Origin of the sequence: Gordonia sp. 852002-50395_SCH5434458 (genome assembly GCF_001665905.1) — a bacterium.
Classification (GTDB): domain Bacteria; phylum Actinomycetota; class Actinomycetes; order Mycobacteriales; family Mycobacteriaceae; genus Gordonia; species Gordonia jacobaea.
Window position 1 is genome coordinate 74,585 of the sequence record NZ_LZTC01000013.1, and the last position, 15,230, is coordinate 89,814.

13 protein-coding genes are annotated in these 15,230 nt (G+C 65.4%); 6 read left to right on the top strand and 7 right to left on the bottom strand.

What is annotated here, in order from left to right:
• Positions 1 to 11: 11 nt before the first annotated feature.
• From A5785_RS02605 to A5785_RS02640, 7 genes are all read right to left on the bottom strand, one after another.
• Positions 12 to 566, bottom strand: coding sequence for an MSCRAMM family protein (locus A5785_RS02605; RefSeq protein WP_231894581.1), 555 nt, complete (start codon positions 564 to 566; stop codon positions 12 to 14).
• Complete coding sequence (locus A5785_RS02610; protein ID WP_082946517.1) at positions 548 to 1,144, bottom strand: class F sortase; 597 nt, start codon at positions 1,142 to 1,144, stop codon at positions 548 to 550. Before A5785_RS02610 ends, A5785_RS02605 begins: the two co-directional genes overlap by 19 nt.
• Positions 1,141 to 2,091, bottom strand: a complete 951-nt coding sequence (locus A5785_RS23600) for an MSCRAMM family protein (protein ID WP_231895411.1) — start codon at positions 2,089 to 2,091, stop codon at positions 1,141 to 1,143. Before A5785_RS23600 ends, A5785_RS02610 begins: the two co-directional genes overlap by 4 nt.
• A gap of 132 nt (positions 2,092 to 2,223) precedes the next feature.
• Positions 2,224 to 2,559, bottom strand: a complete 336-nt coding sequence (locus A5785_RS02620; protein ID WP_039854492.1) for a hypothetical protein — start codon at positions 2,557 to 2,559, stop codon at positions 2,224 to 2,226.
• A gap of 430 nt (positions 2,560 to 2,989) precedes the next feature.
• Positions 2,990 to 4,534, bottom strand: coding sequence for an acyl-CoA synthetase (locus A5785_RS02630; RefSeq protein ID WP_064862631.1), 1,545 nt, complete (start codon positions 4,532 to 4,534; stop codon positions 2,990 to 2,992).
• A gap of 120 nt (positions 4,535 to 4,654) precedes the next feature.
• Positions 4,655 to 5,233: a TetR/AcrR family transcriptional regulator gene (locus A5785_RS02635; protein ID WP_005202820.1), complete on the bottom strand. Its 579-nt coding sequence runs from the start codon at positions 5,231 to 5,233 to the stop codon at positions 4,655 to 4,657.
• 13 nt (positions 5,234 to 5,246) lie between these two features.
• Positions 5,247 to 8,081 carry an aconitate hydratase gene (locus A5785_RS02640; protein WP_064864425.1) on the bottom strand — a complete coding sequence of 945 codons (2,835 nt, stop codon included), beginning with the start codon at positions 8,079 to 8,081 and terminating at the stop codon, positions 5,247 to 5,249.
• 498 nt (positions 8,082 to 8,579) lie between these two features.
• Here A5785_RS02640 and A5785_RS02650 point away from each other — a divergent pair, with 498 nt between their 5' ends.
• The 6 genes from A5785_RS02650 (at position 8,580) to fabG1 (ending at position 15,224) form a co-directional block, all read left to right on the top strand.
• Entirely contained in the window at positions 8,580 to 9,164 is a 585-nt protein-coding gene (locus A5785_RS02650) for an Rv1476 family membrane protein (protein ID WP_005202823.1), read from the top strand.
• Positions 9,165 to 9,640: 476 nt separating this feature from the next.
• Entirely contained in the window at positions 9,641 to 11,095 is a 1,455-nt protein-coding gene (locus A5785_RS02655) for an NlpC/P60 family protein (protein WP_269449588.1), read from the top strand.
• A 165-nt stretch (positions 11,096 to 11,260) separates the two neighbouring features.
• On the top strand, positions 11,261 to 12,502 hold the full coding sequence (locus tag A5785_RS02660) for an AAA family ATPase (protein ID WP_005202829.1): 1,242 nt from the start codon (positions 11,261 to 11,263) through the stop codon (positions 12,500 to 12,502).
• On the top strand, positions 12,492 to 13,430 hold the full coding sequence (locus A5785_RS02665; RefSeq protein ID WP_005202831.1) for a DUF58 domain-containing protein: 939 nt from the start codon (positions 12,492 to 12,494) through the stop codon (positions 13,428 to 13,430). Before A5785_RS02660 ends, A5785_RS02665 begins: the two co-directional genes overlap by 11 nt.
• Before the next feature lie 8 nt (positions 13,431 to 13,438).
• Complete coding sequence (locus A5785_RS02670) at positions 13,439 to 14,416, top strand: VWA domain-containing protein (RefSeq protein WP_064862630.1); 978 nt, start codon at positions 13,439 to 13,441, stop codon at positions 14,414 to 14,416.
• 70 nt (positions 14,417 to 14,486) lie between these two features.
• Positions 14,487 to 15,224, top strand: coding sequence for a 3-oxoacyl-ACP reductase FabG1 (gene fabG1, locus A5785_RS02675; protein WP_005202834.1), 738 nt, complete (start codon positions 14,487 to 14,489; stop codon positions 15,222 to 15,224).
• Positions 15,225 to 15,230 lie beyond the last annotated feature (6 nt).

Genomic DNA, 15,230 nt, shown 5'->3' on the forward strand with positions numbered 1-15,230 from the left:
CCTCGGCAGCATCAGGGCCGCTCCGTCGGTCCAGCCACGATGCCCGACAACTGCACGCGCTTGCCGACGTCCCGCGTGCTGACGTGACCGACGGGAGTGGCCAGAATCTCGTGATGGTCGGTGGCATTGGACTCGACGTGCATCGTTCCCGACGCCTCGTTCGCGATGTATCCGCTGGGAGCTGCTACCTCGCGAGCGCGGTAGCAGCCCGTCGGCAGCGAACGAATCAGCAGTCCCTGTGCATCGGTGACACCTGACCCACGGGATTGCCCGGCGCACGTCGTGATCGCGAACCGCGCGCCCGGCAGCGGGTGGCCGTCGATGCGGTCGCGCACTGCGATCCGCAGTTGGCCAGACCCGTCGTCGAATCCGCCGTTGCGTTCGACGCCGGTTCCGATGGATCGACTCGGTTGCTGGTCTCGCGTCGTCACGGTGAACGTTCCCGAACCGGGTGTGGCCGAGGCGGCCGCCGACGCTCCGACGATTCCGGCGAGCGCCATTGCGCCGACAACCGTGAGAGTCGTTGTCACACGGACGAATCGGCCGTTCATGCTCGCGTCGCCCACGCGATGATGTTGTCGGCGTAACCGAGCGGGGGACCGACGAACGCCCCGCCACACGTGACGAGGGCGAGGGTTTCCGGACCGTCGAGGCGGTTGAGTTCCTCTGCGGGAAAGCCCTTCTCCTTATCGGCCTTCTGGACGTTACGCACCCGGTAGTGGACGGTCTCACCCTTCGCTGTGGTGACCGCGACATCGGTTCCCGGTGCGAGAGAACTGAACCGGGCGGCGAAGCCACGCCCCTGCGAGGCCTCGTCGACGTGCCCGGTCACGACGATTGTGCCCTTGCCCGATCCGGGTAACGCCGAATCGACCCACCAGCCGAGACGATGGACGTCCTGTGGCGGCAGGAGCGCACCGGTCGTATCCGTCGCAACCGCATCGGTGACAGCGGAATCACCGCCGACCTCAATACTTTTCGGTGCGGCCGGCTCGTCGGTGCGTGCGGCAACGGGTGCGGGTAGCTGGGTCTGCGCAGACGGTGTTGCCACGGACGATTCGCTCGTGCGTGTCGAGCAGCCGACGAGAAGCGTCAGACTCAGAGTCAGCAGGCAGAACAGTGTGCGTATCGGCGTGGTCTTCATGGTCGATCCACCGGTCCCGACGGAATCGACGACAGCGATGTCCTGCCCGACGGATTGCGGTCGGTCACGTGGTCGACGGGGGTGTTGTAGACCGTCACCGTCGACACCTTGTCGGTGGACACGTCGACGGAGTACGAGCGGCCCTCGGACACATAGCCTTTCGGTGCCGCCGTCTCCTTGACGCGGTAGCAGCCCGGTGCCACCTCACGGTTGACCACGCCGCCTTCGCCGGTGGTTTCCCACCCCAGCACGTCTCCGGAGCATGTGGACACGATGAAGCTCGCCCCCGGCAGCTTGGCGCCGGTGACTCTGTCGGCCTTGACCACCTGCAGGGTTCCGGTGCGATCTCCGCCGTCGTCGATGCGTGCGAAGGAAATCTGGATGTGGTTGCCGAGCAGTCCGAGTTCGACTGTGCCGCTTCCCGAAATCAGCCTCAACCCGTCGGGCCAGCTGATCGTCTCGTAGCTGTAGGTTCCCACGTTCAGGGTCAGATCGGCGGGGGCGGTCACCATCGTCACCGCGCCGGTTTCGTTGTTGGTGAGACGTACCCGAGCGCCCTGCACCGGCGTGATCCCGCCGGGATATGGGATGAACGATGTGACATAGAGATGTGCGGTCCCGGACTCCGGAGGAATGGTCGGAGAACTCGGGGTTGTCGATGTCGGCGCTTCGACGGTCGTCGACGGCCCGGGCGCGGAGGTGCTCGGTGCCGACGAACTCGGGAGTGACGGATCGGTGGTGGCGGGTGTCGTGGTTGGGGGCGCCTGCGTCGTCGGCTGGTCAGCGGTCGTGGCGGGTGCCACGGTGGTCGACGACGTTGACGGGGTATCCGCCCAGCCGACCGCGGGAGCCATCGCAAGGCTGAGAAGCATCCCCGTTGCGAGGGCTGCGGTGCGTGTCCGCGGAGTGCGGAACCTGGTGTGGTGCTTGGGTGATCGATTCGACATGGGAGTGAGCCTTTCGGTGGGGTGGACGGCCCCGACACCCGTGAAGTCGGGTAGGCCAATCGATTCGTTATCGCGAGGGGCCCGCGGAGGGCGGAAATCATTCATGTGTCGTACGGCCTGAGAACGTGTGGCTCAGGGCCGGTCGACTGGCCCTGAGGGAATCGAGCTCAGCGGAGTGCGTGCGCCCGGATCACGGCCGGGAGCCACGGTTCCCGGACCCGACGTTCCCGTTGCGGTGAGGTGAATCGTGTAGATCGTGTCCCGACCGCGCTCGAGCGCGATATCGAACGACGACGGCCCGACGAGCGTCAGTCCCGCAGGCACCTGCAGCACAAGAACACTCACCGTCCCGGTCGGGGACTGCACGGTCGCGGGCAGGGTCGTGACGTACGGATTGACCGCGACCAGACGCACCGACACACCGTTGACCCCGTCGTGGGCGCCGTCGAGCACAGCGTTGATCGTCACGGACCCGTAAGCGACAGGGCTTGTGGGCGCGGAGGTTTCGGTGCTCGCGGGTGTACTCGGGGGTGTTGAGGACGAAGGTGGGGTGGTCGTCGGCGGTGTTGTTGTTGGCGGTGTCGTCGGCGGCGTTGTTGTCGTCGGTGCTGTGGTGGATGGGGTGGTTACCGACGGCGCGGACGTGCCGACGTCGGCGTGGGCACCACCCACCCCGAGAGACAGGCACGCCGCGACGACGGCGACCGTACTCGAGAATGAACGGAAATACGTGACGGTACGCATGAGCGGACTCGTGTTCTCCCCGACCCGGTTCGGATCACTGTGTGACCCCCGATGTCTGATGAGTCCGAATCGGGAGGGGGATTGTTAGCACACGTGAAGAACCGTTATCGACGCGTTACCCGGTGTCATTCACGTATTCGACGGTGAGCACTGCTCACCTCGACGCCGCATACCGCTTGGTGAGTTCACCCTTCACCAGCTTGCCCGTGGGTGTGCGAGGTAGATCTGCAACGAAATCGACCGAGCGTGGAACCTTGTACCGTGCAAGCGATTCGCCCGCGAAGTCGAGCAGGTCGTCGGCAAGCGCCTGTGAGGCCTCGTAGGCCGGATCGAGTTGCACGAGCGCCTTGGCGACCTCGCCGAGATCCTCGTCGGGTACACCGATCACTGCGACGTCGTAGACGGCCGGGTGGTTGATGAGAACGTTCTCCGCCTCTTGCGGATAGATGTTGACGCCACCGGAGATGATCATGAACGCCTTGCGGTCGGTGAGATACAGAAATCCCTCGTCGTCGACGTAGCCCATGTCGCCTGTCGTGGCCCAGGTCGGGTGCTGTGGGTGATAAGCCGACGCTGTCTTTCCCGGGTCGTTGTGATACTCGAACGCAGGCGTCTCGCGCTCGAAGTACACGAGGCCGACATCGCCGACGGGCACCTCGTCGCCGGCGTCGTCGCAGATTCTGATCACGCCCATACCTGCTCGCCCGACGGAACCGGGATGTGTCAACGCGTCCTCGGGGCCGATGAACGTCGCGCCCGCGGCTTCGGTCGATGCGTAGTATTCGTGGATCACCGGACCCCACCATTCGATCATTGCGCGCTTGACCTCGGCGGGGCACGGAGCTGCGGCGTGGATCGCCACCTTCAGGCTCGACACGTCGTACTTGTCGCGAATATCCGTGGGCAGCTTGAGCATCCGGATGAACATCGTCGGCACCCATTGGCTGTGCGTCGCGCGATACTCCTCGACGAGTCTCAGCGCTTCCTCCGGCTCGGAGTGGTCCATGAACACCACCGTGCCCCCGACAGAATTGGTGACGCCGCAAAAGCGCAGTGGCGCAGCGTGATACAGCGGCGCAGGGGATAGGTAGACGCTCTCGGCGTCGAATCCGTACAGCGGGCCGAAGACTGCGGTGTACGCATCGGGGATCTCCGCGACCAACCCGTCCGGTAGTGGTGTGCGAATCCCCTTGGGGCGTCCCGTGGTTCCCGACGAATAGAGCATGTCGGTCCCTCGGGGTTCGTCGGTGCGCGGTGTGTCCGGTGCTGCTGCAAGCACGTCGTCGTAGTCATCGAAGCCGTTGATAACCCCACCCCAGGCGATGCGATGACCTGGCTCGGCAAGTGCTTCGATGGTGCCGCTCGTCGAGACCGCTTCTGCCACAGCGGCATCGGCGAACAGTACCTTCGCCGCGCTATCGGTGAGGATGTAGCTGGTTTCGTCAGCGGTCAGGTGGTGATTGATCGCGGTGACGTAGAGCCCACTGCGCAGCGCTGCCCAATACACCTCGAACATGTGAAGGTTGTTGCGCGACACCATCGCGATGGTGTCGCCCGGGCGTAGGCCGAGTTCGTCGAGATGGTTCGCCAACCGCGCGGAGTTGTCATCGAGTTCGCGGTACGTCAGGGTGGTTCCGGTCGCGGCGTCGACGACGGCGGCTTTGTCAGGGGTGCTTGCGGCGATGGTTCCTGGGAACACGACGATCTCCTCGATGACGCGGGGTGCGAACGATGCCGAGTGTGATCGGCATCTCATGCGAGATCGTAGACCGAGCGATAGTTCGGTGGGCCGAGATTGCCACAATGGCAGATGCCTACCTCATGACTCCGCCGTGGCGCGCGAGCGCACCGACGCCTCCACGAGGTCGAGGACGGCCGACAGGTCGTCGGTAGGTCGTCCCGATGCCAATCGCGTGATCAGCCCGTCGAGGACGAGGTCGAGGTAGTCGAGCAGAACGTCGGTGGGGACGTCGTCTCGCAGTCGGCCGGTCTCACGGCCGCGTTCGAGTCGATCGAGAGTGGCCTTCTCGAGCTCAGCCGAGCGTTCCAGCCAGGCCGACCGGAACGTCGGATCGGTGCGGAGCTTCCGCGCGATTTCCAGCCGCGTGCCCAACCAATCGAAATCCTGTGGGCGCGCGAGCATGTCGCGCATGACCTGAACGAGACCCTGCTCTGCCGCGACGTCGGCCATACGCTCGGCGTCTTCTCGCGCGAGGGCGAGGAAGAGCGCCTCCTTGTCGCGGAAATGATGAAAGATCGCACCGCGAGAGAGTCCTGTCGACTCCTCGATGCGTTTGACCGTTGCTCCGTCGTAGCCGTACTCGGCGAAGCAATGCCGCGCGCCGTCGAGAATTTCCCGACGACGCGCGGCAAGGCGGTCATCACTGACCTTGGGCACTGCTATCGCCCTGTCAGCTCTTGATCATGTTGCGGAGCACGTACTGCAGGATGCCGCCGTTGCGGTAGTAGTCGGCTTCACCGGGTGTGTCGATGCGCACCTTGGCGTCGAACTCGACCTTCGAGCCGTCTTCCTTGGTGGCGGTGACGTGCACCGTCTTCGGCGTGGTGCCGTTGTTCAGCTCCTCGATGCCGGTGATGTCGAAGGTCTCCGTGCCGTCGAGGCCCAGCGACTTGTGCGACTCGCCCTCGGGGAACTGCAGCGGGATGACGCCCATGCCGATGAGGTTCGAGCGGTGGATGCGCTCGAAGCTCTCGGTGATGACGGCCTTGACGCCCAGCAGGCTGGTGCCCTTGGCGGCCCAGTCACGCGAGCTACCGGTGCCGTACTCCTTGCCGCCGAGCACGACCAGCGGGGTGCCCTCCTTCGCGTAGTTCTGCGCGGCGTCGTAGATGAACGACTGCGGAGCACCCTCCTGTGTGAAGTCGCGGGTGTAGCCACCGGTGACGTCGACGAGCTGGTTGGCCAGACGGATGTTGCCGAAGGTCGACCGGATCATCACCTCGTGGTTGCCGCGACGGGCGCCCAGCGAGTTGTAGTCCTTGCGGGCCACACCGTGTGCGTCGAGGTACTGCGCGGCAGGGGTGCCGGGCTTGATCGTCGACGCGGGGGAGATGTGGTCGGTCGTGACCGAGTCGCCGAGCTTCGCGAGTACACGGGCACCCTTGATGTCGGAGACCGGGTCCGCCTCGAGCTTCATGCCCTCGAAGTACGGAGGCTTGCGCACGTAGGTCGATTCGTCGTCCCAGTCGAAGGTCTTGCCCTCGGGGGTGGGCAGGCTCCGCCACCGCTCGTCACCCTTGAACACGTCGGCGTAGTCCGCCGCGTACTGCTCGGGGCTGATCGAGCTGGCGATGGTCTGCGCGATCTCCTCGTTCGACGGCCAGATGTCCTTCAGGAAGACGTCGTTGCCGTCCTGGTCCTGGCCGAGCGGGTCGTTCTCGAAGTCGAAGTCCATCGTGCCCGCGAGTGCGTAGGCGATGACCAGCGGCGGCGACGCGAGGTAGTTCATCTTCACGTCGGGGTTGATACGACCCTCGAAGTTGCGGTTACCCGAGAGCACCGCGGTGGCGGTCAGATCGTTGTCGTTGATCGCCTTCGAGATCTCCTCGGGCAGCGGTCCCGAGTTGCCGATGCAGGTGGTGCAGCCGTAACCGACCAGGTAGAAGCCCAGCTTCTCGAGGTACGGCCACAGACCGGCCTTCTCGTAGTAGCCGGTGACAACCTGTGACCCGGGGGCCATCGAGGTCTTCACCCACGGCTTCTGCGTGAGGCCCTTCTCGACAGCCTTCTTCGCGAGCAGACCCGCGCCGAGCATGACCGACGGGTTCGAGGTGTTGGTGCAACTCGTGATCGACGCGATGGTGACGATGCCGTGGTCGAGAATCATGTCACCGCGTTCGGGCGAGGAGATCTTGACCGGCTTCGACGGCCGTCCCTCTGCGCCCTTGCTCGCGTTGTGGGCGGGCTCGTAGTCGTCGTCGGCGAACGACAGCTTCGCGCCGTTCGGGTCGAGTGCGGGCGCATCCGACGCCGGGAAGCTCTCGGCGATCGACTCGTCGACGCCGTTGTAGGCGGGGGTGTTGCCCTCTTCGACGTAGTTGTGGATGTCCTTGCGGAACGCGTTCTTGGCGTCCCAGAGCTCGATGCGGTCCTGCGGACGCTTCGGGCCGGCGATCGACGGGACGACCGTCGAGAGATCGAGCTCCATGTACTCGGAGTACTGCGGCTCGGTGGCGTCCTTCTCCAGCCACATGCCCTGTTCCTTGGCGTATGCCTCGACGAGGGCCAGCGTCTCCGCGCTGCGGCCGGTGAGCTTCAGGTAGTTGATGGTCTCGCTGTCGATCGGGAAGATCGCACAGGTCGAGCCGAACTCGGGGCTCATGTTGCCGATGGTGGCGCGGTTGGCCAGCGGGACCTCGGCGACACCGTTGCCGTAGAACTCGACGAACTTGCCGACGACGCCGTGCTTGCGCAGCATGTCGGTGATGGTCAGCACGACGTCGGTCGCGGTGACGCCGGGCTTGGTCGCACCCGTCAGCTTGAAGCCGACGACGCGCGGGATCAACATCGAGACGGGCTGTCCGAGCATTGCCGCCTCGGCCTCGATACCGCCGACGCCCCAGCCGAGCACGCCGAGACCGTTCTGCATAGTGGTGTGCGAGTCGGTGCCGATGCAGGTGTCGGGGTAGGCGACCTCGGTGCCCTCGGAGTTGGGGCGAACCATGATCGAGCGGGCGAGGTGCTCGATGTTGACCTGGTGCACGATGCCGGTGCCCGGCGGGACGACGCGGAAGTCGTCGAATGCGCCCTGGCCCCAGCGGAGGAACTTGTAGCGCTCTTCGTTGCGCTGGTACTCGATCTCGACGTTGCGCTCGAATGCCTGCGCGTTGCCGAATGCCTCGATGATGACGGAGTGGTCGATGACCATCTCGGCGGGTGCGAGCGGGTTGACCTTGTCGGGATCGCCGCCGAGTTCCTTGACCGCGTCGCGCATGGTGGTCAGGTCGACCACACAGGGAACGCCGGTGAAGTCCTGCATGATGACGCGAGCCGGGGTGAACTGGATCTCGATGCTCGGCTCGGCCGAGGGATCCCAGTTGGCGATCGCTTTGATGTGGTCCTTGGTGACGTTCGCGCCGTCTTCGGTGCGAAGCAGGTTCTCGGCGAGGACCTTGAGTGCGTAAGGGAGCTTCTCGGTTCCCTTGACAGCGCTCAGCCGGTAGATCTCATACGACTTGTCGCCCACCTCTAGGGTGCCTTGGGCGCCAAAGGAATTGATACTCACGACTTAATCCACTCTCCTCGTGCCGACGGGCTGCGTCGGCGTCGTTCGACATCTCACGTGTGCGCACGTGGACTGCGTGGCCGGCTCGTCGACGAACGCCGCTCGTCGACTCCGACCGTGACCCGACGGGCTGCGCCGGGTGTTCGAGTGCTGTCGGTGGCGCCGGTGGGTGGTACCGATGCCTCCCTGCCCTCGCGGGGCGGCCACGGGGCCGCCGTGGTCACCATGTCATCTTAACAGTACGGCTGTACTGTTTACAACACGCGACACGCCCGCTTACCGCCTACCTCCAGCATCCTCCATTCTGGCGCATGCCACGAGGCGAGGGTCACGCGGTCGTGTGCGCGTCGGCGACATTTAATGGCTGCGAAACCTTCTTAGGTGACACGCGGGGGTGGGTCCCCGACCGCGATCGGCCATTGGGCAGGATTGGCGTGGCAGCGCGCATGCCTTCCGGGTATGGGGTTCTACTGCAGAGCAGAAAGTTGGGTACAGCTGATGAGTCCAGGTCCACAGGGCTACCCCGCGATCATCCCTGCGAACGTCGACATGACAGGCCTGCGGCAGGAACTGCTCGCCGACCACGTTGCCGCACCCGCCGATCAGGAACCCGCGCTTCGCGCCCTGGTGGCCCGCGCACAGTCCGACGGGCACGACCTCAACGTGGTCGTCCTGACCGAGCCACAGCCGAACTTCACCTACTACCGCGACATCGCCACCCAATTGCAGTCCGAGGTCGGCGGGACCGTCCTCGTCATCGGCCCCAACTCGGTCGGTAGCTCCTCGGCCGACTTCAGTCGTGTGGTGCAGGAGCAGGCCATGGACGACCTGACGCTGCAGAATCCGTCCGTCGCCGCCACACAGATGTACGAAGAACTGACGTCACCGCAGATCGACTGGACGCTCGTCACCATTCTGCTGATCGTCGTCACGATCATCGGAGCCGTACTCGCGCGGGCGCGCACCATACGTGCACGTCGACGGCGCGGCGAGGTCGCACAACCGGTCACACAGTCGTCGCCATCGGCTGCATCTGCGTCGGGCGAGGACGTGGCGTCGGCGACGTCGTCGTCCACTCATTGACACCCGTCTGAAAATCTCACGTCGCCAACCGCCGACCCCCGCTCGTAGGGCACAACCGGGTCTCGTCGTCGTTCGACGCTCTGTTGCCAATTCGATACCTGGCGAGTCATCTCGCCCTTTGGGCTGTTCACGGCATTTTCCCAGGTAATCACCTGTATGTAATTCGTTGCAGCGGTTTTCTCGTGTGTCCGATGTGACGTACGGTTCTCATGTCACTTGTGTTGCTGTTGGTATCCAATGCACCACATGTGGTAGGTGATGCACGTTGGATGGTTGGGGAAGACGTGCACCCTGTGTTCGGACATGGAGATGCGTGCGACTCGAGGCAGCGCGACTTGAGGCATGACATCGCCGGCGAGGGCGAGGAGTTTCACGTGAGGCGAGTGACCACCGGTGTGGCTCGTGGTACCCCCAGGCGGGGCACACCGCGATTTGCACGTCTAGGGGCCGTACTTGCGGTCGCGATGCTCAGCGGAATGGGTGCGGGACAGGCACTGGCCGCCCCGGGCGTGACCGCGCCGAAGAAGCCGACGAGCGCGGTGTCGACGTTGATCAATCAGATCGCGACGGCCAACCAGAACATCAAGGATCTCGACGGTGCGGTGGCCGTTCGCCAGGAGAACGCCAACAGGTCGCTTGCCGACTACCAGAACTCGATCGCCGCACAGCAGTTGGCCACACAGGCCGCGTCCGGCGCCGAGAACTCGCTCACAAAGGCCAACGGTGCTGCCAAAGATGCGCAGAAGTCCTTCGACGCACTGATCCGCGACGTCTATCGGAACGGCACCACGTCGAGCTCGATGACCAAGTACGTGTCCTCGGATAACCCCGATCGGGTGCTCGAGCGGATGTCGACTCTCGACCGTGTCGCCCGCAACCAGCAGGACACGATCCGTCGTCTGCAGGTGGCCCGCAACCAACAGGCCAACAGGGTCTCTGCGCTGCAGGCTCTCAAACGTCAGGCAGCGCTTGCCACGTCCGGCGCGGAGCAACGCAAGAACGACGCGCTCGCCGCGGTACGCGAAGCGCGGTCGGCGATGGTCGACGAGCAGCAGCGTCGCAACTCGCTCGTGGCGCAACGCGATACGGTCCAGCAGCAGCTCGACAAGCTGCGCGGCACGGTCACGACGCCCAAGAAGGTAGACGCTCCCGCGCCGACCGATCTGTTGTCGGGGCTTTTCCCCGGAATCCCGGGACTGCCGGGACCTCGTCCGAGCGCGCCCGGCGCAACTCAGGTCGACGGGACGAGTGACAACCAGGCACTGCAGGTAGCCGCGGAGGCCGCCGCTCGACTCGCGGGAGACCTGGGACAGAAGGCGCTCGCGGCGATGGTCGGTCAGGCGCAGATCCCGCACTCGGAGCTCTTGGATGAACTCGGACTCGGGGGAGCCTCGCTGGGATCGTCCGGTGCGGACAGCATCGCCAGCAGGCTCGGTTCCGGCAGCCTCGGCACTTTGTTCGGCAGTTCGTCGGGTGGCGGCGGCGGGCCGGTACGTCCGGGCCTGCGTGGCCCGCAGGCCGTGGAGATCGTCGTGAACCGTGCGCTCTCGCAGCTCAACGTGCCCTATGCGTGGGGTGGCGGCGACGCCAACGGCCCCACCCTCGGTATTCGCGACGGCGGTGTCGCCGACAGTTACGGCGACTACAACAAGGTCGGCTTCGATTGCTCGGGTCTCATGATGTACGCGTTCGGCGGCGTCGGCATCCAGCTCCCGCACTACACGGGCTACCAGTACACATCGGGTCCCCAGGTGCCGCTGGCGCAGATGCAGCGTGGCGACATGATCTTCTACGGACCCAATGCGAGTGAGCACGTCGCGCTCTACCTCGGCGACAACAAGATGGTCGAGGCGCCGCAGTCCGGCGACGTCGTGAAGGTGTCTCCGCTGCGCACGGCTGGTGCGATGCCCAACGTGGTGCGGCTGCTCTGACCGTCCCGGTACTGAGCTGACAACGGTGTGCCACGCCATCCGAACGACCTTCTTGGCGCGTTTTCAGGACGCACGGCTACGCTGGCTTGCAATCATGTCGGCAACCGATTCTGCGCGGACATAACCCGGCCGGGCCGGGATCCGGACGAACCTTAGGAGTACGGGTTGACCTCTTCGCATCCGAACACTGAGCAGGCGCAGGCTGCGTCGAACTCAGCCGGGGGAGCGGTGACGCTCAGCGACGACGACGTGAAGCTCGTGGAACGCGCGATCTATGAGGTCAAGCGTGTGATCGTCGGCCAGGATCAGCTCGTCGAGCGCATCCTCGTCGGACTGCTGGCTCGCGGGCACATCCTTCTCGAGGGTGTCCCCGGTGTCGCCAAGACGCTCGCGGTCGAGACGTTCGCCAAGGTCATCGGCGGCAGCTTCTCCCGAGTTCAGTTCACGCCGGATCTCGTGCCCACCGACCTCCTGGGAACCCGCATCTATCGGCAGGGTCGCGAAGAGTTCGACACCGAGCTCGGCCCCGTCGTCGCGAACTTCCTCCTCGCCGACGAGATCAACCGCGCGCCTGCAAAGGTCCAGTCGGCGCTCCTCGAGGTCATGGCCGAGCGGCACGTCTCGATCGGTGGCACCACCTACCCGATGCCGAGTCCGTTCCTCGTCATGGCGACGCAGAACCCCATCGAGAACGAGGGCGTCTATCCGCTGCCGGAGGCGCAGCGCGATCGCTTCCTGTTCAAGATCCTCGTCGACTACCCGTCGGTCGAGGAGGAGCGCGAGATCGTCTACCGGATGGGCAATGTCCCACCGAGTGCGTCGCAGATCCTCGATCCGGAGACGACGATCCGGCTGCAGGAGACCGCGGCCAACGTGTTCGTCCACCACGCGCTCGTCGACTACGTCGTCCGTGTCATCAACGCGACCCGACGTCCCGCTGAGCTCGGCCTCCACGATGTCGACTCCTGGTTGTCCTACGGAGCCTCGCCGCGCGCGACGCTCGGCATCGTCGCAGCTGCGCGCGCGCTGGCACTGGTCCGCGGCCGTGACTACGTGATCCCCGCCGACATTGTCGAGCTGATCCCCGACGTCCTGCGTCACCGTCTGGTGCTGAGCTACGACGCTCTCGCCGACGAGGTCACCGCCGATCAGATCATCAACCGCATCCTGCAGACCATCGGACTGCCGCAGGTGGGTACCCAGCCGGTGCAGCAGCAGGGGCCGCCGGTCCAGGCAGTGCCCGGTCAGCCGATGCCGGGTCAGCCCGCAGGGCCCCAGGCCCCGGGCGTGAACGGTGCACCCGGTCAGAACCCGCAGCAGCCGCAACAGGTACAGCCGGTGAACGGGGCGCAGGGCCGCTACCCGGCGGGACCGGCCAACCAGACGTCAGCGCGGTATGGCGGCTAACAGCACACTGCCATCGCTCGAATCAGGCCTGCTCGACGAACCTCAGCTCTCGGCAGCGCTGAAGTCGCTCGAACTGACGGTGCGCCGCAAGCTCGACGGCGTGCTGCAGGGCGAACACCAGGGACTGATTCCGGGACCGGGCTCCGAACCCGGAGAAGCACGGCCCTACCAGCCCGGCGACGACATCCGGCGGATGGAGTGGTCGGTCACCGCGCGCACGACCCAACCTCACGTCCGTCAGATGATCGCCGACCGTGAGCTGGAGACCTGGCTCGTCGTCGACGCATCCGCGAGCCTCGACTTCGGCACCGTCGCCCACACGAAACGAGAACTCGCGGTGGCGGCGTCGTCGGCCATCGTGCATCTCACCTCGGGTGGCGGTAATCGCCACGGGGCGGTGGTCTGTACCGGCGACAAGATCGTCCGCGTACCCGCCCACGCCGGGCGTGCCCACGATCTGAGCCTGCTGAAGACGATCGCGACCACCCGTCGCGCAGCACCCGGCGTGCGTGGCGATCTGAAGGCCGGGCTCGAAGCGTTGCGTCGACCGCAGCGCCGCCGTGGCCTTGCGGTCGTGATCAGCGACTTCCTCGGTCCGATCGACTGGGAACGTTCGTTGCGCGCCATCGGCGCGCATCACGAACTCCTGGCGATCGAGGTCCTCGATCCCCGCGATCTCGAGTTGCCACCCATCGGTGACGTCACACTCGCCGACGCCGAGTCCGGCGAGATCAGACAGGTCACGATCACCGAGTCGCTGCGACGCGACTTCGCCGACGCCGCCCGAGCTCACCAGCAGAAGGTGCATCGCACCATCCGTGGCTGTGGCGGACCCGTGTTGTCGCTGCGTACCGATCGGGACTGGATCAACGACATGGTCAAGTTCGTGGGGCGTCGTCGCCGCGGACTCGCCGCCGGGGTGGGGTGAGGACGACAGTGTTCTCGCACCCCTGGTGGTTGCTCGCGCTCGTCCTCGTCGCCGCTCTCGGCGCAGGCTACTGGTACATGCTCCGCATGCGGCGTCAGCGGGCGTTGCAGTTCGCCAACACCGAGATGCTCGACCGCATCGTGCCCGCAGAGCCGCGGTGGAAGCGTTGGCTGCGCCACGCACCTATGGTCGCGCTGCTCCTGGCGTTGGTGCTGCTCGTCGTCGCAGTCGCCGGACCGCAGGCCAACCGCAAGATCCCGCGGAACAAGGCGACGGTGATCCTGGTGATGGACGTGTCGCGCTCGATGAACGCCACCGACGTCGCACCGTCGAGAATCAAGGCGGCACAGGCGGCGGCGAAACAGTTTGCCGACAACCTCACCGACGGCATCAACCTCGGACTGATCTCCTTCGCGGGTACGGCGTCGACCCTGGTGACCCCGACGCCCAACCACGATGCCACCAAGCAGGCGGTCGACAAGTTGCAGCTCGCCGACAAGACGGCGACCGGTGAGGGAATCTTCGCCGCTCTGCAGCAGATCCAGACGCTCAACGCGGTGCTCGGCGGAGACGAGGGCGCGCCACCCGCGCGCATCGTGCTGCTCTCCGACGGTAAAGAGACCGTGCCAGACGACCCGGACGATCCGCGCGGAGCCTTCACCGCCGCCCGCAAGGCGAAAGAGGAGAAGATCCCGGTGTCCACGATCTCGTTCGGTACCTCGACAGGAACCGTCGATCTCGAGGGCGATCAGGTTCCGGTTCCCGTCGACGACGAGTCGCTGCGCAAGATCGCCAACCTCAGCGGTGGCCGGTTCTTCACGGCGTCGAGTCTCGATGAGCTGAACAAGGTCTACAGCACCCTGCAGGAGGAGATCGGCTACGAGTACCGCAAGGGTGACGATTCGTGGCCCTGGCTGCTCGCCGGCACGATTTTCGTCATCCTCGCCGCGGGTGGGGCGATGCTCATCAACCAGCGATTACCCTGATCGGCGCCGAGCATCCCGGCATCGACCCTGCCGACGGCACACGTACCCGCAACGGATAGGTTTGTTACCCATGTCGCAGAGCAATGAATCTCCCAGCCGTGTCTCGCGTTCGGTTCTCGTGACCGGCGGCAACCGCGGCATCGGTCTCGCGGTTGCTCGTCGTCTCTCCGCGGACGGCCACAAGGTTGCGGTCACCCACCGTGGCTCCGGCGCTCCCGAGGGGCTGTTCGGCGTCACGTGCGACGTCACCGACACCGCGTCCGTCGACGCCGCGTTCAAAGAGGTCGCCGAGCACCAGGGTCCGGTCGAGGTGGTCGTGTCGAATGCGGGCATCACCGCAGACACTCTCTTGATGCGGATGAGCGTCGACAGCTTCGAGGACGTCGTCGATGCCAACCTGACGGGCGCATTCCGCGTGACCAAGGCCGCGACGCGCGACATGCTGCGCAAGCGGTGGGGTCGATTCATCTACCTCGGTTCGGTCGTTGCGCTGATGGGTACCCCGGGGCAGGCCAACTACGCGGCGTCGAAGGCCGGATTGGTTGGCCTCGCCCGCTCGGTCACCCGCGAGCTCGGCGGACGCAACATCACCGCTAACGTCGTCGCGCCCGGCCTGATCGACACCGACATGACCCGTTCGCTGCCCGAGGAGTACACCAAGACGGCCGTCGACCAGGCGATCCCCGCCAAGCGCATGGGACAGCCGGAGGAGGTGGCCGCGGTGGTCAGCTTCCTCGCGTCCGACGACTCGGCCTATGTCACCGGAAACGTCATCAACGTCGACGGCGGCCTCGGCATGGGCCACTAGCCGTAT

Excerpts from the sequence above, each read along its gene's own strand:
- A5785_RS02610 (WP_082946517.1), bottom strand. The coding sequence starts at position 1,144 with ATGAAGACCACGCCGATACGCACACTGTTCTGCCTGCTGACTCTGAGT.
- A5785_RS23600 (WP_231895411.1), bottom strand. The coding sequence starts at position 2,091 with ATGTCGAATCGATCACCCAAGCACCACACCAGGTTCCGCACTCCGCGG.
- A5785_RS02650 (WP_005202823.1), top strand. The coding sequence starts at position 8,580 with ATGAGTCCAGGTCCACAGGGCTACCCCGCGATCATCCCTGCGAACGTC.
- A5785_RS02655 (WP_269449588.1), top strand. The coding sequence starts at position 9,641 with ATGGGTGCGGGACAGGCACTGGCCGCCCCGGGCGTGACCGCGCCGAAG.
- A5785_RS02665 (WP_005202831.1), top strand. The coding sequence starts at position 12,492 with ATGGCGGCTAACAGCACACTGCCATCGCTCGAATCAGGCCTGCTCGAC.
- fabG1 (WP_005202834.1), top strand. The coding sequence starts at position 14,487 with ATGTCGCAGAGCAATGAATCTCCCAGCCGTGTCTCGCGTTCGGTTCTC.